At 72.5% G+C, this 23,113-nt stretch carries 20 protein-coding genes, 2 tRNA genes and 1 pseudogene; 19 read left to right on the top strand and 4 right to left on the bottom strand.

Features of this window, described 5'->3' with window-relative positions; genetic code table 11:
- Window positions 1-100 precede the first annotated feature (100 nt).
- A pseudogene (locus F8R89_RS11975) lies at window positions 101-1,041 on the top strand (hypothetical protein).
- Window positions 1,042-1,051: 10 nt separating this feature from the next.
- On the opposite strand, the gene F8R89_RS11970 reads toward F8R89_RS11975, so the two are convergent.
- A complete protein-coding gene (locus F8R89_RS11970) occupies window positions 1,052-2,176 on the bottom strand; it encodes a M48 family metallopeptidase (protein ID WP_225994371.1) in 1,125 nt (374 codons plus the stop codon).
- A 114-nt stretch (window positions 2,177-2,290) separates the two neighbouring features.
- On the opposite strand from F8R89_RS11970, the gene F8R89_RS36180 reads away from it, so the two are divergent.
- The 9 genes from F8R89_RS36180 (at window position 2,291) to F8R89_RS11930 (ending at window position 7,502) form a co-directional block, all read left to right on the top strand.
- Window positions 2,291-2,452: a hypothetical protein gene (locus F8R89_RS36180; RefSeq protein ID WP_192806103.1), complete on the top strand. Its 162-nt coding sequence runs from the start codon at window positions 2,291-2,293 to the stop codon at window positions 2,450-2,452.
- A gap of 129 nt (window positions 2,453-2,581) precedes the next feature.
- On the top strand, window positions 2,582-2,746 hold the full coding sequence (locus tag F8R89_RS36175) for a hypothetical protein (RefSeq protein WP_086869378.1): 165 nt from the start codon (window positions 2,582-2,584) through the stop codon (window positions 2,744-2,746).
- 76 nt (window positions 2,747-2,822) lie between these two features.
- The gene (nadD, locus tag F8R89_RS11965) at window positions 2,823-3,461 is read left to right on the top strand and encodes a nicotinate-nucleotide adenylyltransferase (RefSeq protein WP_151783964.1); all 639 of its coding nucleotides are present in this window, start codon (window positions 2,823-2,825) and stop codon (window positions 3,459-3,461) included.
- Between the two features lie 25 nt (window positions 3,462-3,486).
- Window positions 3,487-5,154, top strand: a complete 1,668-nt coding sequence (locus F8R89_RS11960) for an LCP family protein (protein ID WP_151783963.1) — start codon at window positions 3,487-3,489, stop codon at window positions 5,152-5,154.
- A 97-nt stretch (window positions 5,155-5,251) separates the two neighbouring features.
- Window positions 5,252-5,698, top strand: coding sequence for a ribosome silencing factor (rsfS, locus tag F8R89_RS11955; RefSeq protein ID WP_062669963.1), 447 nt, complete (start codon window positions 5,252-5,254; stop codon window positions 5,696-5,698).
- Complete coding sequence (locus F8R89_RS11950) at window positions 5,695-6,366, top strand: histidine phosphatase family protein (protein ID WP_151783962.1); 672 nt, start codon at window positions 5,695-5,697, stop codon at window positions 6,364-6,366. Before rsfS ends, F8R89_RS11950 begins: the two co-directional genes overlap by 4 nt.
- A 108-nt stretch (window positions 6,367-6,474) precedes the next feature.
- A tRNA-Ala gene (locus F8R89_RS11945) sits at window positions 6,475-6,547 on the top strand.
- A 500-nt stretch (window positions 6,548-7,047) separates the two neighbouring features.
- Window positions 7,048-7,281 (top strand): hypothetical protein, encoded by a 234-nt coding sequence (locus F8R89_RS11935; protein WP_003976229.1) that lies wholly within the window; start codon window positions 7,048-7,050, stop codon window positions 7,279-7,281.
- A 148-nt stretch (window positions 7,282-7,429) separates the two neighbouring features.
- Window positions 7,430-7,502, top strand: a tRNA-Ala gene (locus F8R89_RS11930).
- 187 nt (window positions 7,503-7,689) lie between these two features.
- Here the strand turns inward: F8R89_RS11930 and F8R89_RS11925 are convergent.
- Window positions 7,690-9,312, bottom strand: coding sequence for an NADH-quinone oxidoreductase subunit NuoF family protein (locus F8R89_RS11925; RefSeq protein WP_151783960.1), 1,623 nt, complete (start codon window positions 9,310-9,312; stop codon window positions 7,690-7,692).
- Window positions 9,309-10,625 (bottom strand): ferric reductase-like transmembrane domain-containing protein, encoded by a 1,317-nt coding sequence (locus F8R89_RS11920; RefSeq protein WP_192806101.1) that lies wholly within the window; start codon window positions 10,623-10,625, stop codon window positions 9,309-9,311. Before F8R89_RS11920 ends, F8R89_RS11925 begins: the two co-directional genes overlap by 4 nt.
- Before the next feature lie 446 nt (window positions 10,626-11,071).
- Between F8R89_RS11920 and leuS the strand changes: the two genes are divergently transcribed.
- The 9 genes from leuS (at window position 11,072) to F8R89_RS11875 (ending at window position 22,573) form a co-directional block, all read left to right on the top strand.
- The gene (gene leuS, locus F8R89_RS11915; protein WP_151783959.1) at window positions 11,072-13,945 is read left to right on the top strand and encodes a leucine--tRNA ligase; all 2,874 of its coding nucleotides are present in this window, start codon (window positions 11,072-11,074) and stop codon (window positions 13,943-13,945) included.
- Between the two features lie 172 nt (window positions 13,946-14,117).
- A complete protein-coding gene (locus F8R89_RS11910; protein ID WP_151783958.1) occupies window positions 14,118-14,882 on the top strand; it encodes a hypothetical protein in 765 nt (254 codons plus the stop codon).
- A gap of 90 nt (window positions 14,883-14,972) precedes the next feature.
- Entirely contained in the window at window positions 14,973-15,818 is an 846-nt protein-coding gene (locus tag F8R89_RS11905; protein ID WP_151783957.1) for a DegV family protein, read from the top strand.
- A gap of 224 nt (window positions 15,819-16,042) precedes the next feature.
- A complete protein-coding gene (locus F8R89_RS11900) occupies window positions 16,043-17,071 on the top strand; it encodes a ComEA family DNA-binding protein (RefSeq protein WP_151783956.1) in 1,029 nt (342 codons plus the stop codon).
- An 82-nt stretch (window positions 17,072-17,153) separates the two neighbouring features.
- Entirely contained in the window at window positions 17,154-19,754 is a 2,601-nt protein-coding gene (locus F8R89_RS11895) for a ComEC/Rec2 family competence protein (RefSeq protein WP_151783955.1), read from the top strand.
- A 4-nt stretch (window positions 19,755-19,758) separates the two neighbouring features.
- The gene (locus F8R89_RS11890) at window positions 19,759-20,607 is read left to right on the top strand and encodes an arylamine N-acetyltransferase family protein (protein ID WP_151783954.1); all 849 of its coding nucleotides are present in this window, start codon (window positions 19,759-19,761) and stop codon (window positions 20,605-20,607) included.
- Window positions 20,608-20,767: 160 nt separating this feature from the next.
- Window positions 20,768-21,013 (top strand): hypothetical protein, encoded by a 246-nt coding sequence (locus tag F8R89_RS11885; RefSeq protein WP_151783953.1) that lies wholly within the window; start codon window positions 20,768-20,770, stop codon window positions 21,011-21,013.
- Window positions 21,014-21,066: 53 nt separating this feature from the next.
- Window positions 21,067-22,056, top strand: coding sequence for a DNA polymerase III subunit delta (holA, locus tag F8R89_RS11880; protein ID WP_192806100.1), 990 nt, complete (start codon window positions 21,067-21,069; stop codon window positions 22,054-22,056).
- Window positions 22,057-22,177: 121 nt separating this feature from the next.
- The gene (locus tag F8R89_RS11875; protein ID WP_151783951.1) at window positions 22,178-22,573 is read left to right on the top strand and encodes a nuclear transport factor 2 family protein; all 396 of its coding nucleotides are present in this window, start codon (window positions 22,178-22,180) and stop codon (window positions 22,571-22,573) included.
- A gap of 221 nt (window positions 22,574-22,794) precedes the next feature.
- Here the strand turns inward: F8R89_RS11875 and rpsT are convergent, their stop codons facing one another.
- Entirely contained in the window at window positions 22,795-23,061 is a 267-nt protein-coding gene (gene rpsT / locus F8R89_RS11870) for a 30S ribosomal protein S20 (protein ID WP_015660447.1), read from the bottom strand.
- Between the last annotated feature and the right edge of the window lie 52 nt (window positions 23,062-23,113).

The raw sequence follows: 23,113 nt of genomic DNA, 5'->3' as shown, positions 1-23,113 counted from the left end.
CGCACCCTTTCGGCCGACCGGCCGAATCCGGTGAGGACCTGTCAGAAGTTGTCCTGGGCACGGGCGTTTACCCGGGCTCCGCGAGACCTACCCTGAAGATATGGGAGGGTCAGGAGACCCACCTGAGGGGACACCCGAAGGCGGCCCCGGAGGTGGCGAGGACGAGTACCGGTCCGTCGTCTTCGACGAATCGTTCGTGCGGGCTGCCCGCCTCCAGGAGTTCTCCGCCCAGGAGCGCATCACCGACCACGCCCCCGCCGTCCGCCGCCTCCCCCCACTGCGCAGAGGGCTGTCCCGGCAGGCCCTGATCCTCGTCCTGCTGATGGCCGTCGCCTTCGGCACCGCGATCTACATGGGCGTACGCCATCCCTACCAGGCCCCCGACGGCTCCGGGCCGCCCGGCGCACCGCGCACTTCTCGGACGGCCAGGTCACGGACGCGCTGCTGATCGCCAAGGACTACATCGTGCGGTCCGCGCTCTACCCCGAGGTGCTGACCGGCGACCAGACCCGCCCCGTGCGGATGCTCCTCGACCCCGACCAGCTCGACCAGTTCGACCGCAGCTTCAGCCACCCCGCCCCCGACGGACGGCACGCGCCGACCGGCTGGCTGGTGCGCTTCGACCCCTCCCAGGCGGAGCTGGCGGATCGCGGCATCCGGGTGCAGGGCACCCTCCAGGCGGCCGAGACCGACGCCGCCACGCTGGAGGTCACCGCCGACCACACCTTCGTCTACGCCCTGCGCCCCGTGCGTGAGGCCGCCGGCGGACGGAAGGCCGACGCGTCGCTGTTCACCCTGCGGCGCGAGCTGCACTTCCGGTTCGACCGGGAGGACCTGCGGCTGCACCAGGCCCAGCTGGTCGTCTCCTACGTCCAGGCCGGACCGCTGTCCTGCGCCGAGGACTCCGTGAACCGGCTGCACCCGCTGCTGGCCGGCCAGACCGCCAAGGAGGGCGGACCGGCCGGCACCGACCCCTACGCCACCGGCGGGGCGACGGCCCTGTGCGGCTCGCTCGCGCCCGGGTCCCAGCCGAAGGTCTGAGCCGTACGCCTCAGGCGGTGCCGCCCGCGGTGCCGTCCCCGTCGCCGTCCTCGCGCGCGGGCCCGTCCTTCGAAGCCGAGCCCGAGCCCGTGAAGCCGCCGAAGCCCCTGCGGACCCGGCCGCCCAGGTCGCCCGCGCCGCCGGCGATGTCCGAGACCAGCTTCATCAGCGGGTCCTTGGACGCCTTCACATGGTCGGCGTAGTGGGACGCCGACTCACGGAAGGAGTCGGTCACCGAGGTGTCCTTGTCCTCGGTGCGGCGCGGGTAGTGGCCGTCCATGATCCGCTGGAAGTCGCGGGACTCCGCCCACCGCTTCAGCTCGGCCGCGCGGACCGTGGTGAAGGGGTGCGAGCGGGGGAGGACGTTCAGGATCTTCAGGACCGAGTCGCGCAGGTCGCCGCCCGCCTCGTACTCCTCGGCCTGCTTCAGGAAGGCGTCCACGTTCATCTCGTGCAGATGGTGGCCGCCCGCCAGCTTCATCAGGCCGCGCATCGACGCCTGCAGGTCCTGGCCGACGAGCAGGCCCGCCCGGTCCGCGGACAGCTCCGACTTGCGGAACCACTCCCGCAGGGCCGTCACGATCGCCATGATCGCCAGATTGCCCAGCGGGATCCAGGCGACCCGGACCGCGAGGCTGGTCAGGAACAGCAGGATCGTGCGGTACACCGAGTGACCGGAGAGCGCGTGGCCCACCTCATGGCCCACGACGGCCCGCATCTCCTCCTCGTCGAGCAGCTCCAGCAGCCCGGTCGTCACCACGATGATCGGCTCGTCCAGGCCGATGCACATCGCGTTGGGCACCGGGTCCTGGTTGACGTACATCGGGGGGACCTTCTCCAGGTCCAGGATGTAGCAGGCGTCCCGCAGCATGTCGTTCAGGTGCGCGAACTGCTCGTCGGAGACCCGGACCGAGTCCGACAGGAACAGCAGCCGCAGACTGCGCTCGGGCAGCAGGCCGCTGAGCGCCTTGAAGACCGTGTCGAAGCCGGTGAGCTTGCGCAGGGCCACCAGGGCGGAGCGGTCCGCGGGGTGCTCGTACGCGCGCGAGGAGATGCCCGGGAAACGTGTGCGCCGCCTGCTCGGCACCTGCTCCCGCCCGCTGTGCTCGTGGCCGTCGGACATGTCTTCCCCCATGTGCGTGAGTGTGGCCCTTTGCGGACCCTTGTGCGGCCCTTTGCGTCCCCGAGGCTGGGCCCAGCCTAGGCGGAGTTACCGTGGACGGGCACTACAGCGAAGGAGTTCGGCGTCATGGAGCACACCACCGCGGCCGCCTGGGTCACCGAGGCCGCACGCGCGGCCGAGCAGCCGGGGTCGGGCAATCTGCTCCGGATCGTGCTGATCGTGATGGTCGTGGGCTGTGTGCTGACCGCGTGGTTCCTGCTGCGGGGCTACAGGCAGAAGGACGACTGAGCCGCGGGGAAGGTTCCCCGGGCGGGCCGGAGCGCCACCAACGGTGGAGTCGGCGTGATCGCCGTCATGGTGGCCGCATACGATGAGCCGACGTCTTTATCCCGCCCACACCGATAGGTCACGCCGAAGATGAGCTTCCACAGCGCAGCTGCCCAGTTGGTCACTCTCGCCGCCGAGGGCGAGGAGCACGGCGGCAACCACGACAGCATCAGCCCGCTGCTCACCGGCGGCGGCGCCTTCGTCATCCTCCTGCTGCTGCTGTGGATCACCACGCGCTTCAACCGCGACCGCTGATCCCGGCCGGCCTCCAGGCTCCGCCCGCGCGACCGCCGGCCGGGGCTCTCGGGCGGGGCCGGTAGGGTCTGCACGCATGGGAGAGCAGGACATGCCTACCGGCCCCGGCAACGGACCGACGAACCCCGGCAAGCGCCGTCTCGGCGTCATGGGCGGGACGTTCGACCCGATCCACCACGGCCACCTCGTCGCGGCCAGCGAGGTCGCCGCGCAGTTCCACCTGGACGAGGTCGTGTTCGTGCCGACCGGCCAGCCGTGGCAGAAGAGTCACCGGCACGTCTCCCCGGCCGAGGACCGCTATCTGATGACGGTCATCGCCACCGCGGAGAACCCGCAGTTCTCCGTCAGCCGCATCGACATCGACCGGGGCGGCCCGACCTACACCGTGGACACGCTGCGCGACCTGCGCGCGCTGAACCCCGACACGGACCTCTTCTTCATCACCGGGGCCGACGCCCTCGGCCAGATCCTGACCTGGCGCGACTCCGAGGAGCTGTTCTCCCTCGCGCACTTCGTCGGGGTCACCCGCCCCGGCCACCAGCTCGACGACGCCGGCCTGCCCGAGGGCGGCGTCTCCCTGGTCGAGGTCCCCGCGCTGGCCATCTCGTCCACCGATTGCCGTGCGAGAGTCGCCAGGAAGGACCCCATCTGGTATCTGGTGCCGGACGGTGTCGTGCGCTACATCGACAAGCGCGAGCTGTACCGCGGCGAGTGAGGCGAGCGAGCCGAGAGGGGCTACGGTGAACGACCGATACGACGCGGGCTACGGGGACGTCCCGTACGAACTGGTCGGCTACGACGAGTACGGCCGGCCGGTGTACCGGCAGGTCCCGTCGCAGCAGCAGCCCCAGCAGCACTACGACCCCTACGCTCAGCAAGGCTACGGATACGACCCGTACGCCACCGGCGCCCAGCAGCAGCCCCCGCCGTACGACCCCTACGGCGACACCGGTCCGCAGGCGCCCGCCCCCGCCTACGACCCGTACGACACCGGCACGCAGGCGCCCTACGACCCCTACGGGCAGACCGCCGCCGGGGGCGGCCGGCCCCGGGTCGCCGAGCAGACCGCCTACATCCCGCAGCAGGCCGGCCCGGCCGAGGAGCCGGACACCGGCACCGGGGAGCGCGTCGACCGGGACTACCGCACCGAGCAGTTCGCCTTCGTCGAGGAGCCCGACCAGGACTCCGAGGACGTCATCGACTGGCTGAAGTTCACCGAGAACCGCACCGAGCGGCGCGAGGAGGCCAAGCGGCGGGCACGGTCGCGCGTGATCGCGCTCGTCGTCGTCCTCGCCCTCGTCGCGGCCGGCGGCGTCGGCTACCTCTGGTACGCCGGGAAGCTCCCCGGCCTCGGCGGCTCGGACGGGAAGACGAACAGCGCGACGCCCGCCGGCGCGCAGAAACGCGACGTGATCGTCGTCCATCTGCACAACACCGCCAAGGGCGGCACCTCCACGGCCCTGCTCGTCGACAACACCACCACGAAGCAGGGCACCACCGTCCTGCTGCCGAACTCCCTCGCCCTCGGCTCCGACGACGGCAGCACGACCACGCTGGCCAAGTCCGTCGACGACGACGGCTCCTCCGGCACCCGCGACGCCATCGACACCGTTCTCGGCACCGAGATCCAGGGCACCTGGCGGCTGGACACCCCCTATCTGCAGAACCTCGTCGACCTGATCGGCAACATCGAGGTCGACACCGACACGAACGTCCCCGACCCTTCGGCCAAGTCCAAGGGCGCCGCCCCCCTCGTCCGCAAGGGCAAGGCGCAGACCCTCAGCGGCAAGACGGCCGTCGCCTACGCCACCTACCAGGGCTCCGGCGAGGCCCAGAACGCGCAGCTGCAGCGGTTCGGGCAGGTCATGCAGGCCGTGCTGCGCAAGCTGACCTCGGACACCGGCGGCGCCACCACCACCGTGCAGACCCTCGGCATGATCATCGAGCCGCCGCTGACCGAGAAGGACCTCGGCGCGTTCCTCGCCCGGCTCGCCGACCTCGCCAAGGGCGGCGACTACAAGACGGCCCTGCTGCCCGTGCAGGAGGACGGAACGCTCAGCGAGGAGGCCAGCGCGAGCGTCGTGAAGGACGTCCTGGGCGGCACCGCGAAGAGCCCCGACAAGGACGCCGCCGTCCGCGTGTCCGTCCGCAACGCCACCGGCGTCGAGGGCAACTCCGGCAAGGCGCGCGTGGTGCTGCTCAACGGCGGCTTCACCTTCCTGGAGGGCGGCACCGCGTCCGCCGCGGCGACCAGCCAGGTCGTCTACGCCGACGCCGCCGACAAGGCCGACGCCACCGAGGTCGCCAAGACCCTGGGCCTGCCCGCCGGCGCGGTCCGCAAGGGCGAGGTCTCCGCGAACGCGGACGTGACGGTGATCCTCGGACAGGACTACCGCCCGTCCTCGTGAGCACCCGGCACCCCACGTGCGCCCGTATTCACGTGGGGTGCTGTCACCGGTCCGTGAGACCCTTGGAGACAAGTGTCCACCGACCGAAAGCCTTGTAGTGACCGCTACCGACCGTTCGACCGAGCTCGTCCGCACCGCCGCGCAGGCCGCCGCCGACAAGCTCGCGCACGACATCATCGCCTACGACGTGAGCGACGTCCTGTCGATCACCGACGCCTTCCTGCTCGCCTCCGCGCCCAACGACCGCCAGGTCAAGTCGATCGTCGACGAGATCGAGGAGCGGCTGAACAAGGAGCTCGGCGCCAAGCCGGTCCGCCGTGAGGGCGACCGCGAGGCCCGCTGGGTCCTGCTGGACTACGTCGACATCGTCGTCCACGTCCAGCACAGCGAGGAGCGCGTCTTCTACGCCCTGGAGCGGCTGTGGAAGGACTGCCCCGAGCTCGACCTGCCCGAGGACGCCAAGGCCACCCGCGGCAAGGCCGCCGAGCACGCCAAGCTCCAGGCCGCGGAGGAGGCCGCCGAGCTGGACGGTGAGTGGCGGTGAGCGCCACCGGTGAGGTGACCGCCGGCCGCCCCGGCCGGGGCCGCCGGCTCATCCTGTGGCGGCACGGCCAGACCTCGTGGAACGTGGAGCGCCGCTTCCAGGGCTCCACGGACGTCGACCTGACCGAGGTGGGCGTCTCCCAGGCCCGCCGCGCCGCCCGGCTGCTCGCCGGTCTCAAGCCGGACGCGATCATCGCCTCCGACCTCCGGCGCGCCGCCCGGACCGCCGCCGAGCTGGCGGAGCTCACCGGTCTGGAGGTGACGCACGACGAGGCCCTGCGGGAGACCTACGCGGGCGTCTGGCAGGGCCTGACGCACGAGGAGATCATCGCCCGGTACGGCGAGGAGTACGCCGCGTGGAAGCGCGGTGAGCCGGTCCGCCGCGGCGGCGGCGAGCTGGAGACCGAGGTCGCCGACCGCGCCGCCCCGGTGGTGCTGCGGCACGCCGAGAAGCTCCCCGCGGACGGCACGCTCGTCGTCGTCAGCCACGGCGGCACCCTCCGTACGACGATCGGCCGTCTGCTGGGCCTGGAGCCGCAGCACTGGGAGAGCCTGGGCGGCCTGTCGAACTGCTGCTGGTCCGTCCTCGGCGAGGGCGCCCGCGGCTGGCGGCTGCTGGAGCACAACGCCGGCACCCTGCCGGAGCCGGTGCTCGGCGACGACGACTGACGCCGACGGTCCCGGCCGGGGCGGCCCGGGACCCGGATTTCACTTTCCGGCAGGTCGCAGGCTAAAGTTCTTCTTGTTCGCCCCGCTGAGCGGGAAGAACAGCGACAAGGGGCTATAGCTCAGTTGGTAGAGCGCCTGCATGGCATGCAGGAGGTCAGGAGTTCAATTCTCCTTAGCTCCACAGCGAGACAACAAGATCCCGCCGATCGATCCGATCGGCGGGATCTTTGGTATCCGGCACGGTGCCCTGACCAACGTCCTCAGGCGCGGCGGCGGTTCGCACGGGACACGTCCCACGCGAACTGTTCCGCTGCGGCTTGAGTGACTTGGGCCCCGCGGGCGTATACCTCTCCAGGAGGCGTCCAGGCGCGGTGGACGCGCGGTCCCGTACGTCGCGGGCCCGCCGTGTCCGGACTGGTACTGAGGCGTCGCTGACCGTATTGGCCCGGCCGTGGCAGAATCAAACGGCCGGAAGGGGGCGCGTCCCGACGGGAGGGAGCAGTGATGCCTGCGAGCATCCTCGGAGAGGCCGGTCGCCTCTTCGAGACGGCATTGGCACGGGACACGATCACTCGCCTCAGCTGCCCTTCCTGCGGTTCCGCCCATGTCGCCCAGCTTCTCGGGGACAACGGCGGAATCTCCTACGTGTGCACGGCCTGCGGCCACAGCTGGAGCTGATCGATGGGTGCACACAGGCGAAAGTGCGACTGGTGCGGCAGCGGAACGCCGATCGTCCGTGACATGGAACCGGTGAACCCCGACTACCAGTACTGGTGCGAGGAATGCGCGCGGGCGCTGATCATAAAAGGCGACCCCATCGAGACCTACCGGGAACTCGAGGGGGAGCCGATCTACGGGCGGCTGCTCGAGGAGCACTGCACGCTCAAGCGCTTCTATTCCTTCGTCACGGCGTGACGGTTCCCACGGGTTCCGTAGGTTCCTCAACTGTCATGAAATCCGACATTGGTGGACATAGTGGGCGCGGGTGTAATGGATTTGGTGCTCCACCCCCTGGCCCGGTAATGTTGGCGTCGCCGCCGGGGAGACCGGGCGGACGAAGCAAGGGGCTATAGCTCAGTTGGTAGAGCGCCTGCATGGCATGCAGGAGGTCAGGAGTTCAATTCTCCTTAGCTCCACAGTGAGATCCCCCGGGTCGATGAGACCCGGGGGATCTTTTTCATGTGCGCGTTCATCTGCGCGCTGCCGGGCCCCGTTGCCCGGGTGCCGGTGCCGGTGCCGGTGCCGGTGCCGGTGCCGTCACGCCGGGGACGCACGAAGGGGCCGCCCGATCGGACGGCCCCTCCCACGCGCGTGTACGGCCCCTCAGCGGCCCAGCGCCCGCCGGCCCCGGCCCTCGCGGCCCTGGGACAGCACCGGCAGGTTGGAGCGGGACGGGGCCTGCCCCCGGGTGTCCTCCTCGATGCGCAGGGCGAGCGCCGGGCAACGCCGCACCGCCCGCAGCGCCTTGGCCTCCGCGTAGCGCGGCACCATGGCCTGGGCGACGGTCGGGAAGCCGTCGGCGCCGAGCTGGAACACCTCCGGGAGGATGTCCGCGCACAGGCCGTGGCCCCGGCACAGCGTCCAGTCGACGAAGATCTTCTGCCGGCTGGGACCGTCCTCCTCGGCCTCTCCGCCACCCGGGATGCCCGTCGGGGCCCTGCCGCCCTCGAACAGCGGCAGAACGCCCTCCACGGGCCGTCCGCAGCCGTTGCCGAGGACATGGGCGGCGAGGTCGTCCGTGAACGCCTTGATGGTCGACTCGAGGAACATCGCCGAGCCGTCCGGGTGCGAACAGGCGCCGCGCCGCTTCACGTTCTTGGCGACCTGCTTCAGCGCCTCCAGGGCGGCCGGGCCGCCCCCGTTGATGATGTCCTCCATGCCGCGCGCCGCGGCCGGCAGACCGAGGTAGCAGGGCCCGCACTGACCGGCGCTCTCCTCGGCCAGCCACTGCGCCACCCGCAGCGACTCGCCCAGCGGGCAGGTCTCCTGACTGATCGGCAGGATCGCGCCGGCGCCCAGCGAACCGCCCACCGCGTCCAGCGAGTTGCGGGAGACGATCGCCTCGTTCACCGTCGCCGCGTCGATCCACTTGCCGTGGTAGCCGCCGGTCAGCACACCCTGCGGGATCGGCGGGGCCCCGGCGAGCTGGAGCACGTAGCGCAGCGGCACGCCCGTGGGGACCTCGATGACCATGGGGCGCGCCACCGCGCCGGAGACCGTGAGCATCACGGTGCCCGGCTCGTCGTACAGGCCGGTGTTGCCGTAGCGCTCGGGGCCGATGCGGGCGGCGATGGCCAGCTGGGCGAACGTCTCGGCGTTCGACAGCAGGGTCGGCGCGCCGCCGACGCCGTTCTGCGAGGCGCTGACCTTGCGGCCGGGCGGGATCGCCGGGCCGCCGTCGATGGAGCGGATCAGGGACGCGGCCGCGCCGGTCACCATGCGCACCGGGTTGCGCTGCACGAACGCGCGCAGCGCCGAGCGGCGGCTGTTGCTCAGGCCGCGCTCGGCGAGCGCGGCTTCCATGGACCGCTGGGTGGACTCCCGGGTGACCCCCACCACGAGCTGGCGGGCTCCCAGGGCCTCGGCGACCAGCAGCGCGCCGTCCAGGATCAGGTGCGGGGCACGGTTGATCATCACCGTGTCCTTGCGGCAGGCCGGTTCGTCCTCACTGCCGTTGACGACGACGACCGGCCGCACCCCGCGCTTGATCGCGGACTCGGCGACCGAGCGCAGCTTCTTGTGGAAGGGGAAGCCCGCGCCGCCGCGCCCCTTGAGGTTGATGTTCTCGGCGAGCTTCGCGAGCTGCTCGCCGCCCATCGGTTCCAGCGGCCCGTGCACCTTGAGGTGCATGGGCAGGTCGAGCCGTTCCACAAGGTCGAAGCCCGACGTGAGCTGGGGAAGACCGACCACGCGGACTTCGGGAACGTCGGGCAGGGCCTCGTTCACTTAAAGCCTCCGGAAGGCGTGTTCCAAGGTTCGCCCGGACCCGGTGCGTCGAAGTCGTAGGGGGCACCGGGCATCGTTTGGGTGGCGGGACCGCTGTTGTTGTACGTGTCGTTCTGGTTGTACGTACCGAAGACGGCGTTTGTCTCGGAGGTGTCGTACACATCACTCGACCCGTAGCCCGCGGCGCCGCCCGCGTAGGAGGCGGCGCCCTGGGTGCCGTAGGCGGGGATGTTGTTGAACCCGGTGTCGTTGAGCGGGTCGTAGGCCGAGGGGGGTGCCTCGCCGACCGGCGGCGGGGAGGGGATCGGCCAGCTGCCCGTGCCGCCGTCGGCGCGCGGGGTGGCCTGGGTGGGCTGGGCGCCGTACGGCTCCTGGCGGCCGTCGGAGCGCGGGGAGACGGCCCGGTAGGCGGCGGCGAAGCCTCCCGTGGTCTCGGCGGCCGACGCGGGTTGCGCCGGCATGCCGGGCAGGGGGCTGCCGCGGTCGCCACGGCCGCCGCGGTCGTCGCGCGAGGAGCGCCGCTCGCCGCGCGGGCTGTCGGGGCCCGCTGCCGCCGGTCCGGAGGCCGCCCGCGCGCGGCTCTCCTCCAGGCCCTCGCGGACGCCCGGCTCGTTGCCGATGATCTGGGCGATCCGGTCGGCGACCTTGCGCTTGACCGGGCGCGGGGCGGCGCGCAGCGCGAGGGCGGCGGCGACGCCGACCACGCACAGCTCGTAGCTGACCATGAAGAAGGTCTTCGCCGGGCGCCCGGCGAACAGGCCGTGGATCAGGGCGGCGCACCAGGCGGGGTAGGCCAGCATGTGCATCGCGCGCCAGCGGGCGGCGACCGGCGCGGGGGAGGCGAACTGGTTGCGCAGGGCGCCGGTGACGCCGACGAAGATCATGAGCAGCGCGGCCATCGAGCCCAGGCCGATCAGGAAGGCGCTGCCCGGGATCTCGTCGCCGCCGAAGAAGACCAGGCTGAACGGGATGACCGCGGCCATGAAGCCGGCGTGGTTCAGGGCCAGCTTGACGCCGATGTGCACCAGCAGGAACGCGATCGAGGCCACGGCGGTGACCCGGTGGACGCCCTGGGCGATGATCCGCTGGCGGGTGTCGAGGATCATCCGGTCCTGGGCGACCAGGCCCCAGATGACCGAGCAGGTGAGACACACGAGCGACAGGACGCCGGCACCGAAGTTGAGGAATTCCTGGAGCCAGGCGCCGCCGAGCAGGACGACCAGGGGGATGAGCAGCAGAACGGCGGCCGTCGCCACCCCGTAGGCCGACCGGCCCGGTTTGGGGAGCGAACTGTTACTACGACGAGGGTTCATGGGGGCAACTCCGAGCGGTTCGGGAAGGCGGTCCCGGTGCCGCACTCTAAGTGGCTCCATACCGGGGGGTACGGCGTTTGAGTTATTGCGTTGTTATCTACGGGCCGCGAGGGGCGTCCGATGTCCCTTAGCGTCTGTTACGCCAGGTAACAATTGAACATCGTTCAGCTTTTCCATGTCTTCACAACTCTCAGGTACGCAGACGGGGGCACGGATGTTCACGCGCGCGCCCGCCGGAACTCCGTCGCTCCCCGCTCCGGCGCTGCGGTACCCTGACGCCATGCGTGCCGTACGCCTTCTGCTTAGCGAGCCGCGCTGATCACTCCCGACCACCGGGCGATTCGGATGGTCGGCATCGGCGCGGCGTCCCCTCCTGTGCGAGGGGATTTTTCGTTTCACGACAATCGCAGCCGCGGGCAGAGACGATCGATGGAGCTTTGAGGATCATGAGCGAGACGAACCCCGCTGCCGCCGCCGAGGTGGCCGCGCCGCACCGCTACACGGCTGCCCTGGCGGCCGAGATCGAGGCACGCTGGCAGGACTTCTGGGACGCCGAGGGCACGTACGCGGCTCCCAACCCCAAGGGCGACCTGGCGGGCGACCCCGAGCTGGCCGCCAAGCCCAAGAAGTTCATCATGGACATGTTCCCCTACCCGTCCGGAGCCGGCCTGCACGTCGGCCACCCGCTGGGGTACATCGCCACCGACGTCTTCGCCCGCTTCCAGCGCATGACCGGACACAACGTCCTGCACACCCTGGGCTTCGACGCCTTCGGCCTGCCCGCCGAGCAGTACGCGGTGCAGACGGGCACGCACCCGCGTGTCTCCACCGAGGCCAACATCAAGAACATGCAGGTCCAGCTGCGCCGGCTGGGCCTGGGCCACGACAAGCGCCGCTCGTTCGCCACGATCGACCCGGACTACTACAAGTGGACCCAGTGGATCTTCCTGCAGATCTTCAACTCCTGGTACGACGACAAGGCGGACAAGGCCCGGCCGATCTCCGAGCTGGTCGCCGAGTTCGAGTCCGGTGAGCGGGCCGTCCCCGGCCACACGCGCGCGTGGAGCGAGCTGAGCGCCGCCGAGCGCGCCGACGTCCTGGGCGAGTACCGGCTGGCCTACGCCTCGGACGCGCCCGTCAACTGGTGTCCCGGGCTGGGCACCGTGCTGGCCAACGAGGAGGTCACCGCCGACGGGCGCTCCGAGCGCGGCAACTTCCCGGTCTTCAAGGCCAAGCTGCGCCAGTGGAACATGCGCATCACCGCATACGCCGACCGGCTGCTGGACGACCTGGACGCCCTGGACTGGCCCGAGGCCATCAAGCTGCAGCAGCGCAACTGGATCGGCCGCTCCGAGGGCGCCCGCGTCGACTTCCCGATCGACGGCGAGAACATCACCGTCTTCACGACGCGACCCGACACCCTGTTCGGCGCCACCTACATGGTGCTGGCGCCCGAGCACCCGCTGGTCGAGAAGTTCACCCCGGACGCCTGGCCCGAGGGCACCCACGAGGTGTGGACCGGCGGCCACGCCACGCCCGCCGAGGCGGTCGCCGCCTACCGGGCGCAGGCCGCCTCCAAGTCCGACGTCGAGCGCCAGGCCGAGGCCAAGGACAAGACCGGCGTCTTCACCGGCTCGTACGCGACCAACCCGGTCAACGGCGAGAAGGTCCCCGTCTTCATCGCCGACTACGTCCTGATGGGCTACGGCACCGGCGCGATCATGGCCGTCCCGGCCCACGACTCGCGTGACTTCGCGTTCGCCCGCGCCTTCGAGCTGCCCGTCGTCTGCGTGGTCGAGCCCACCGACGGCCGCGGCACCGACCCGGCGACCTGGGACGACGCCTTCGTCTCCTACGACGCGAAGATCGTCAACTCCTCCGGAGAGCACGTCTCCCTGGACGGCCTGGGCGTCGTCGAGGCCAAGGCGCGCATCACCGAGTGGCTGGAGTCCGAGGGCCACGGCGAGGGCACCGTCAACTTCCGGCTGCGCGACTGGCTGTTCAGCCGCCAGCGCTACTGGGGCGAGCCCTTCCCGATCGTCTACGACGAGGACGGCATCGCGCACCCGCTGCCCGAGTCGATGCTGCCGCTGGAGCTGCCCGAGGTCGACGACTACAGCCCGCGCACCTTCGACCCGGACGACGCCGACACCCAGCCCGAGACGCCGCTGTCCCGCAACGAGGACTGGGTCAACGTCACCCTGGATCTGGGCGACGGCCCCAAGCGCTACCGGCGCGAGACCAACACCATGCCCAACTGGGCCGGCTCCTGCTGGTACGAGCTGCGCTACCTGGACCCGCACAACGACGAGCGGCTGGTCGACCCCGAGATCGAGCAGTACTGGATGGGCCCGCGCGAGGGTATGCCGCACGGCGGTGTCGACCTGTACGTCGGCGGCGCCGAGCACGCCGTGCTGCACCTGCTGTACGCCCGCTTCTGGTCCAAGGTCCTGTACGACCTGGGGCACGTCTCCTCCGCGGAGCCGTTCCACAAGCTGTTCAACCAGGGCATGATCCAGGCCTACGTCTACCGGGACGCGCGCGGGATCGCCGTACCGGCCGCCGAGGTCGAGGAGCGCGACGGCGCCTACTGGTACCAGGGCGAGAAGGTCTCCCGGCTGCTGGGCAAGATGGGCAAGTCCCTGAAGAACGCCGTCACTCCGGACGAGATCTGCGCCGAGTACGGCGCCGACACCCTGCGCCTGTACGAGATGGCCATGGGGCCGCTGGACGTGTCCCGGCCGTGGGACACGCGCGCGGTGGTCGGCCAGTTCCGGCTGCTGCAGCGGCTGTGGCGCAACGTCGTCGACGAGACCACCGGCGAGGTGACCGTCGTCGACACCGAGCCCGACGAGGAGACGCTGCGCGCCCTGCACAAGGCGATCGACGGCGTGCGCGGCGACCTGGAGAACATGCGGTTCAACACCGCCATCGCCAAGGTCACCGAGCTGAACAACCACCTGACGAAGGCGGGCGGCCCCGTCTCCCGCTCCGTCGCGGACGCCCTGGTGCTGATGGTGGCTCCGCTGGCCCCGCACATCGCCGAGGAGCTGTGGCGCAAGCTGGGTCACGAGGACTCCGTCGTCCACCACGACTTCCCGGTCGCCGACCCGGCGTACCTGGTGGACGACACCGTCACCTGCGTCGTCCAGATCAAGGGCAAGGTCAAGGCCCGCCTGGAGGTCTCCCCGTCGATCTCCGACGAGGACCTGGAGAAGGCCGCGCTGGCCGACGAGAAGGTCGTCGCCGCGCTCGGCGGGGCCGGCATCCGCAAGGTCATCGTCCGCGCGCCGAAGCTGGTGAACATCGTCCCGGCGTAGACGCCGCCGCGACGTGTCGGGGTGATCCCCTACGGGCAGGTTCGGGGTTCCGGTGGAACTCCGGACCTGCCGCTTGCGTTTACCGTGGAGAAGGACGTGCCGCATGTCGTGGCAGGCGTGTCCGGCAGGTAGGTCCGGCAGGCGTGTCCCCGGCAGGCAGGAGGAGGAGCCCGTGGAAGCAGTGATCGCAGTCATCGCCCTGCTCTTCGTGCTCTTCGTCGCCCTCGGCGTGTTCGCCACCGTCAAGGTCGTGGGTGCCGCCAAGCGCAGCGCCGACCGGCACATCACGCAGGCCCGCCGCACCGTCGAGGACCACACCCTCAAGGCCAAGGCGTTCGGCCGCCCCGGCCCCGCGGGCGAGGTCGCCCAGCTCCGCCTCGACCTGCGCACCTCCATGCGGGCCACGCAGGAGGCGCTGGAGGCCCTCGCCGGCGAGGACGACTCCGTGAAGGAATCCCTCGCCCTCTTCCAGCGGCTCAGCTCCCACGGCCACGAACTGGACGGCGAGCTGCGCCGCCTGGAGTCCGAGCCGGACCGCGCCACCCTCGCCGCCCGTCTGCCCGACCTGCGTGAACGCACCGAGCGCATCACGCACTCCGCCGACGCGCTGCGCTGGGCGGCCCGCGACCGCGCCCGCCGCTTCGCCGACGACGACCTGGACTCCCTCAGCGCGCAGATCGACATGGAGGCCGGTGCCCTGCGGCACTGGCAGACCGACGCGGCCGCGCCCTCGGCGGAGGGTGCCACCGAGCGTCCCGCGCCGCCCCCGTGGCCGGAGGCCCCCGCCACGGACTCCGCGGCGGCACCCGAGCAGACGTGGCCGGACACCCCCCGGACCCGGCAGGCCGAGGAGCCGACGAGGCCCGCCATCACGCCGCCGGCGGCCCGCCCGACGTATCCGTGGCAGAAGAAACCCCGCCCGGAGAGCACGACTTGAGCCCGCGGCACGATCCGTTCCGGTCACGACGGCACCGGCTGAGCGGGGTCGGGCTGCCGCCCGGGCACCACGCCAGGTAACCTCCGACTCATGTCCCGCCATGTCGCGATCGTCACCGATTCAACGGCCTACCTGCCGCCCCGGACGATGCAGCGGCACGGCATCACCGCGGTCCCCCTGACCGTGGTCCTCGGCGACCAGGCGCTCCTCGAGGGCACCGAGATCTCGACGCGTTCCCTCGCCCAGGCGTTGCAGAAGCGACGCCCCGTCACCACCTCGCGCCCCAGCCCCCAGGTCTTCGCCGAGCACTACCGCGAGGTCGCCGAGTCCGGCGCCACGGCGATCGTCTCCCTGCACCTGTCCGCCGAACTCTCCGGCACCTACGACGCCGCCGTCCTCGCGGCGCGCGAGGCGCCCGTGCCGGTACGGGTGGTGGACACCGGGATGGTCGCCATGGCCCTCGGCTTCAGCGCGCTCGCCGCCGCCGAGACGGCGGAGGCCGGCGGCACCGTGGACGAGGCCGTCACCGCCGCCGAGAAACGCGCCGGGGGCACCGCCGCCTACTTCTACGTCGACACCCTCGAATACCTGCGCCGCGGCGGCCGGATCGGCGCCGCACAGGCACTGCTGGGCTCCGCGCTCGCGGTGAAGCCCCTGCTCCAGCTGGACGGCGGCCGGATCGACCTGCTGGAGAAGGTGCGGACGGCGTCCAAGGCCATCGCCCGGCTGGAGGAGATCGCCGCCGAACGGGCGGGCGGCGCGCAGGTCGACATCGCGGTGCACCATCTCGCCGCCCACGAACGGGCGTCGGCCCTCGCCGACCGGCTCCGCACCCGGGTGCCGGGACTGGCCGACCTGCATGTCAGCGAGGTCGGCGCGGTGATCGGGGCGCACACCGGGCCCGGGTTGCTGGGGGTCGTGGTCTCGCCGCGTTGACGGCGGTGGCGGTGGTGACGGCGGTGACGGCGGTGACGGGTGCGCGGTCGCCGGGGTGCGGGGCACCCGCCGGGGTGCGGGTCACCGGGGCGTGGGTCATCGGGGCCTGGGCCGCCGGGGCGTGGGTCACCCGTCGGGGTGGTGGGGTTATCCACAACCGGCTGTCGATCCACGGAAATTGAGCAAGATCATCGCGAATGCGACGAGTGCCGGATGCTCGTCGCATGGCACTTCGATCACGCACTTCGACGGGTACATCTCCGCGGGTCCGCTCCGCGAGGGTCACCAGTGGGCCCGGACGCGGGCCCGCTTCCGACGGCCGCGTCCGGCATCGGCGCGGTGCGCACGACGGCGGCCGGAGCCGGGCGGGGCAACGCCGGGCTTCGGAGCAGGAACTGCGCCGCCGCGCCGAGCTGATCTTCGCCGAACGGGGCGGGGACTGGCGGGAGTCGGGGACGGGGCCGCCGGGGGCGGGGGACGTGGTGGACGTGGTGGACCCTTCTGGCCCCGGTGACCCCGGTGCACGGGGGCTGCGGGGGAGGCTAGGGCCGGCGCTGCGGGAGCGGATGCCGGTGTGGGTGCAGGCGCGGTGCGGTCTGGAGCGGCGCAGTGTCATCGCGCTCGTCGCCCTGCTGGCCCTCGCCGCCGCCCTGGCCGTGCATCACTTCTGGGCCGGCCGGGTGCAGCCCGTGCGGGCACCCGAGGTGGTGCGCGCGGCGGCCTCCCACGGTGACGCGACGCGGGACGGGGCGGCGGCCGAGTCCGGCGCGACGGTGTCCGCCGGGCCGGGTGCCGCGGGCTCGCCCGGCGCCGAGATCGTGGTGGACGTCGGCGGCAAGGTCCGTGACCCGGGCGTGCACCGGCTGCCGGCGGGCTCGCGCGTCGCCGACGCTCTGCGGGCGGCCGGCGGGGTGCGGCCCGGCACGGACATGGACGGGCTGAATCAGGCCCGCTTCCTGGTGGACGGCGAGCAGGTGATCGTCGGCGCTCCGCCGGGTGCCGCCGGAGCCGCCCCGGCCGCGGAGACGGGCGGCGCCACCGGTCCCGGGGGCGCGCCGACAGCGCCGGTGTCGCTCAACACGGCCACGCTGGAACAGCTCGACACGCTGCCGGGGGTCGGGCCGGTGCTGGCCCAGCACATCATCGACCACCGCACCCGGCACGGTGGCTTCCGCTCGGTGGACGAACTGCGGGACGTGAACGGCATCGGCGACCGCCGCTTCGCCGACCTGCGGAATCTCGTACGGCCATGAGGGGGGAGGAGGCCGGCGGGCGGGCCGGGAGGAAGCGCGCGGCGGGCGAACCGAGGAGGAGAAGCGGGGCACTCGTGCCGCCGTGCACGCGGCGGCCGGGAGCCGGCTCGGGGCGGCCCATCCGCGGCAGGAGGGGCCGACGGATCTGCGGCTGGTGCCGCCGGCACTGGCCGCCTGGGCCACGTCGGCGTTGCTGCTGGACGCCTCGCCGGTGTGGGTGACCGGCACTGCGGTCGGGTGCCTGCTCGCCGCCGGGGTCCTGCTGACGCTGCGGCGGGGGAGGGCCGCGCGGGGCCGCCGGGCGCGGGGCCGCCGGGCGCGGGGCCGGGCGCAGGCCAGGGTGGCGGGCCGGTCCGGTTGGCAGGGCGTCACGGTCGCCGCCGTCCTGCTCTGTGTCGCCGCGGCCGCCGCCTCGGCCGGGCTGCACGGAGCCGATCTGCGGCGCGGGCCACTGCCCGGGCTCGCCGAGCGGTACGCCACCGTCGTCGCCGAGGCGGAGATCACCTCGGACCCACGGCTGTACCGGCCCAAGGTGCGAGGCCCGGCACCGGGACCTGGCGCCGTCCTGTTCGACGCGGACGTACGGCGTGTGGAGACGCGGGACGGCGCGGCCGTGGTGACCCGGACCCCGGTCCTGATGGTGGTCGATGTCGAGCGGCGGACCTCTTCCCCCACTTCCTCCCCGTCCCCCACGTCCGCCACGTCCCCCACAGGCTCGCCGCCGCGGGGAACCGGGACCGCCGAGGACCGGCCGTCCCCCTGGCTGGCCCTGCTGCCCTCCACGCGGGTGCGGGTGACGGCCCGGGTCGTGCCGCCGTCGGAGAGCGGTGACATCGCGGCCGTGCTGCGGGTGCGGGAACCCGCGGTGCCGGAGGTCGTGGGGGAGCCGTCGGCGGCCCAGCGGCTGGCGGGGCGCTTGCGGGCCGGGCTGCGGGAGGCGACCGACGGGCTGCCCGCCGACGCCCGGGCGCTGCTGCCGGGGCTCGTCGTGGGGGACACCGCGCGGATCACCCCGGAGCTGGACCAGGCGTTCAAGGAGACCGACCTGGCGCACACGCTGGCGGTGTCGGGGAGCAACCTCACGATCATCCTCGTCCTGCTCGTCGGCCCGCCCGGACTCGCCCAGCGCGCCGAGCGCCGGGGGCTCGCACCCCGCCTCGGCCTACCCCTGCGGACGACGGCGCTGCTCGGCGGGGCGCTCACTCTCGGGTTCGTCGTCGTGTGCCGGCCCGATCCGAGTGTCCTGCGGGCCGCGGCCTGCGGGGCGGTGACCCTGCTCGCCCTGGCCACCGGGCGGCGCCGGTCGCTGATCCCGGCGCTCGCGACCGCCGTGCTGCTGCTGGTGCTGTACGACCCTTGGCTGTCCCGCAGTTACGGCTTCCTGCTCTCCGTCCTGGCCACCGGCGCCTTGCTCACCCTCGCGCCCCGCTGGAGCGCGGCGCTGCGCCGGCGCCGGGTCCCGCCACGGCTCGCGGAGGCACTGGCCGCCGCTGCCGCCGCGCAGGCGCTGTGCGCCCCGGTCGTCGTGGTGCTGTCGGCCCGGGTGAGCCTGGTGGCGGTCCCCTGCAACCTGCTCGCGGAGTTCGCGATCGCCCCGGCGACGGTGCTGGGATTCGCCGCGCTGGCGATGGCCCCATGGGCGATGCCGGTGGCGAAGGCGCTGGCCTGGTGCGCGGGGTGGCCGGCCGGGTGGATCGCCGACGTCGCCCGGACCGGTGCCGCGTTGCCCGGCGCCGGCGTGGACTGGCCGGGCAGCTGGACCGGGGCGGCGCTGCTCGCCCTCGCCACGGCGGCCCTGCTGCTGGCGGGGCGCCGGCTGATACGGCACCCGTGGTGGTGCGGGGCGTTCGGGGTGCTGCTCGTGCTGGCCGTGGTGCAGCCGCCGCCGCTGACCCGGGTGGTCACGGGGTGGCCGCCGCCGGGGTGGCGGTTCGCGATGTGCGACGTCGGGCAGGGCGACGCGACGGTGCTCGCGGCGGGCGCGGGGACGGGGGTCGTGGTGGACGCGGGACCCGACCCGGTGCTGGCCGACCGGTGCCTGCGCACCCTCGGCATCACACGGATCCCGCTGGTCGTCCTGACGCACTTCCACGCCGACCATGTGGCGGGCCTGCCCGGCGTCCTGCGCGACCGGGAGGTCGGGGCGATCGAGACGACGGGCCACCAGGAACCGGCGGACCAGGCGGAGTTCGTCCGGCGTGAGGCGGCGGCGCGGGGAGTCCCGGTGACGCGGGCCACCGCAGGCGAGGAGCGCCGCACCGGCGACCTGAGCTGGCGCGTGGTGTGGCCGCCACCGGGCCCGGCGACGGTCCCGGAAGGACCGAACGACGCGAGCGTCACCCTGCTCGTCCGGTCGGCGGGACTGCGGCTGCTGCTCCTCGGCGACCTCGAACCCCCGGCGCAGCGCGCCCTGTTGAGATCGCCGGCCGGGGCCCTGCTGGGCGGGGTGGACGTGCTGAAGGTCGCGCACCACGGTTCCGCGTACCAGGATCCGGGACTCCTGCGCCGGGTGGCGCCCCGGCTCGCGCTCATCTCCGCGGGCGCGGACAACCCGTACGGGCATCCCGCCCCCGGCACGGTCGCGGCGCTGCGGGCCCAGGGCGCGGTGGTGCTGAGCACGGACCGGGACGGGGCGCTGGCGGTGACCGGGGCGGGTGCCGAGTTGGCCGTCGCGGGAGACTGAGGGCATGGATTCCGTGGAGATCGATGCCTATCTGAGCCGTCTGGGGGCCGAGCGTCCGGCCCGGCCCACCTCCGAGGCCCTGCGCGAGCTGCATCTGCGGCATCTGCGCGCCGTGCCCTTCGAGAACCTGTCGATCCATCTCGGCGAGGAGATCGTCCTGGAGGAGAAGCGGCTGCTGGACAAGGTGGTGGGGACCGGGCGCGGCGGGTTCTGCTACGAACTCAACGGCGCCTTCGGGGCGTTGCTCGGCGCGCTCGGCTTCGAGGTGACGCTGCTCGCGGCGCGCGTGCACGGCAAGGAGGGGAAGCTCGGCATCCCGTACGACCACATGGCGCTGAAGGTCGGGACGGCGGACGGGGGCACCTGGCTGGCGGACGTGGGCTTCGGGGCGCACAGCCACCATCCGCTGGCGCTCTACGCACGCGACGAGCAGGTGGACCCGGCGGGGGTGTTCCGGATCACCGAGGCCGGGCCGGACGCCGCGGGGGCGCGCGGCGGGGACGCGACGGCGGGGGGAAGCGAGGCGGTCGACCTGGAGGTCGTCATGGACGGCAGGCCCGAGTACCGGCTGGAGCTGCGGCCGCGGGTGCTGGCGGACTTCGTGTCCGGCGCGTGGTGGCACAGCACCTCGCCCCAGTCGCACTTCACGCAGTCGCTGGTGTGCTCGCGGGTCACGGAGGACGGAGGGCGGATCACGCTCAGCGGCCGCACGTTCAAGGAGACGGCGGCTGGCGGGAGCCGCGAGGAGCGGGAGCTGGACACGGACGAGGAGGTGCTGGGGGTCTACCGGGAGCGGTTCGGCATCACGCTGGACCGGGTGCCGGCGGTCCGCGCGCCCGGTGGGCACGGGTGAGCGCACGCCACGGTCACGCGCCCGGCGGCCACGAGTGACGGCACCCACGGTCACGAGCCCACGATCACGAGCGCAGGCTCACCAGCCCAGGCTCACCAGCCCAGCCTCACCAGCCCAGGGGCCCCGCCCCCGGTCCTCCCCGGTGCCGGAGAATTGGTCCGTGAGCGATGTGAGACATGTGCTGGTGCTGCCCGACCGCGACGCGGCCGAGGAGGCCGCCGAGGCGTTGCGGGAGCGGTTCGGCATCGAGGAGGAGCCGCATCTCGTGCGGGACGCCCTGGCCGGCGAGGACGACGCCGAGGACGCGCAGTGGCTGCTGGTGCTGCGCGACGAGCGGGAGCACCTCGACCCCGCGGAGCTGGACGCGTTCGCGGGGGAGTGGGAGGGCTGGCGCGAGGAGCCGTAGGCCCGGGGGTGCGCCGGCCGGCGTTGTCGTACCCGCGTGCCATGCTGTACGCGATGGCCAGGAAGAGTGCGAACGACGATCCCCTCGCCCCCGTGACCCTCGCCGTGGGTCAGGAGGAGCTGCTGCTCGACCGTGCCGTGCGGGAGGTGGTGGTCGCCGCGCGGGCCGCCGACGCCGACACGGACGTACGGGACCTCACGGCGGACCAGGTGCAGCCCGGCACGCTCGCCGAGCTGACCAGCCCGTCACTGTTCGCGGAGCGCAAGGTCGTCGTCGTGCGGAACGCGCAGGACCTGTCGGCGGACACCGTCAAGGACGTCACGTCGTATCTGGGGTCTCCCGCCGAGGAGATCACGCTGGTGCTGCTGCACGCCGGTGGGGCCAAGGGCAAGAAGCTGCTCGACGCCGCCCGCAAGGCGGGGGCGCGCGAGGTGGCCTGCCCGAAGATGACCAAGCCGGCGGACCGGCTGGCGTTCGTCCGGCAGGAGTTCCGGGCCACCGGCAGGTCCGCGACGCCCGAGGCGTGCCAGGCCCTGGTCGACTCCATCGGCAGTGATCTGCGGGAGCTGGCGTCGGCGGTGAGCCAGCTGGTCGCGGACGTCGAGGGCACCATCGACGAGGCCGTCGTCGGGCGCTACTACACAGGGCGCGCCGAGGCGTCGAGCTTCACCGTCGCCGACCGGGCCGTGGAGGGCCGGGCGGCGGAGGCGCTGGAGGCGCTGCGCTGGTCGCTGTCGACCGGGGTCGCGCCCGTACTGATCACCAGTGCGCTCGCGCAGGGCGTGCGGGCCATCGGCAAGCTGTCGTCCGCCCGTGGTGGCCGGCCCGCCGATCTCGCCCGTGAGCTGGGCATGCCGCCCTGGAAGATCGACCGGGTGCGTCAGCAGATGCGCGGGTGGACACCCGACGGTGTCGCGGTCGCGCTGCGGGCGGTCGCCGAGGCCGACGCCGGTGTGAAGGGCGGCGGGGACGACCCGGAGTACGCCCTGGAGAAGGCGGTCGTGACGATCGCCCGCGCCGCCCGCTCCCGGGGCCGCGCCTGAGACCCCACCCGCTCGCCCCCCGCTCCGGGGGACGCCCTGATCGGAACGACAGGTGTCACCGGGGCGAGGAGAATCGGACGTATCAGCTGGTGTCGCCGGACGGTGAAAGGTGGCGATCACGATGGCTGAGCATCCACACGCGGCTCTCGTCCGCGAGGGGTACGCGGCGTTCCAGCGCGGGGACATGGAGACCCTGCGCGGCATGATGACCGGGGACTGCACCCACCATGTGCCCGGTTCGCATCCGCTCTCCGGGGACCACAAGGGGTTCGACGCGGTCTTCGACTACTACGGCCGGCTGGGCTCGGAGACCGGCGGATCGTTCCGGGTGGAGCTGCGGGACGTGTTCGTCGACGGGCGCGGGCACGCCGTGGCCGCGCACCACTTCACCGCCGACCGGGGCGGCAAGCACATCGACCAGACCGGATGCATCGTCTTCCGGATCGTCGGGGACAAGATCACCGACCTCGACGAGTGCGTCGCGGACATCGACACGGCCGACGACTTCTGGAGCTGACCTGCTCCGAGAGGCAACCGGGGGAGCCGCGGAAGCCGAGCGGGCATGCCGAAGGCCCCGCCGCCCGCCCTGGGGAAGGTGGGCGCCGGGGCCTTCGGATCGAGCTGCTGGATCCGCACCCGCGTGGCGAACGCAGGCCGCGTGCGGATCCGGGGGTGCCGGACGGGAGCGGATGAGAGAGGGCCCGCTCGATTCCCTCCGGCGGTCAGATCAGGAAGATGTCAGCCCTTGAGGGACGCGACCTTCGAAGCAAGCGCCGACTTCTTGTTGGCGGCCTGGTTCTTGTGGATGACGCCCTTGGAGACGGCCTTGTCGAGCTGACGCGCGGCAGCGCGCTGGTACTCGGTGGCCTTCTCGACGTCACCCGCGGCAGCGGCCTCGCGGGCCTTGCGGATCGCGGTCTTCAGGGAGGACTTGACGGCCTTGTTGCGCAGCCGGGCCTTCTCGTTGGTCTTGATCCGCTTGATCTGGGACTTGATGTTCGCCACGAATGAGCCTTTTCAGGTTCAGGCACGGGCCAGGAGCCTCCCGAAGCGGAGA

This window comes from Streptomyces sp. SS1-1 (genome assembly GCF_008973465.1).
Classification (GTDB): Bacteria; Actinomycetota; Actinomycetes; order Streptomycetales; family Streptomycetaceae; genus Streptomyces.
The sequence above is the reverse complement of the archived record's forward strand: the minus strand, read 5'-3'. Positions and strand labels throughout refer to the sequence as shown.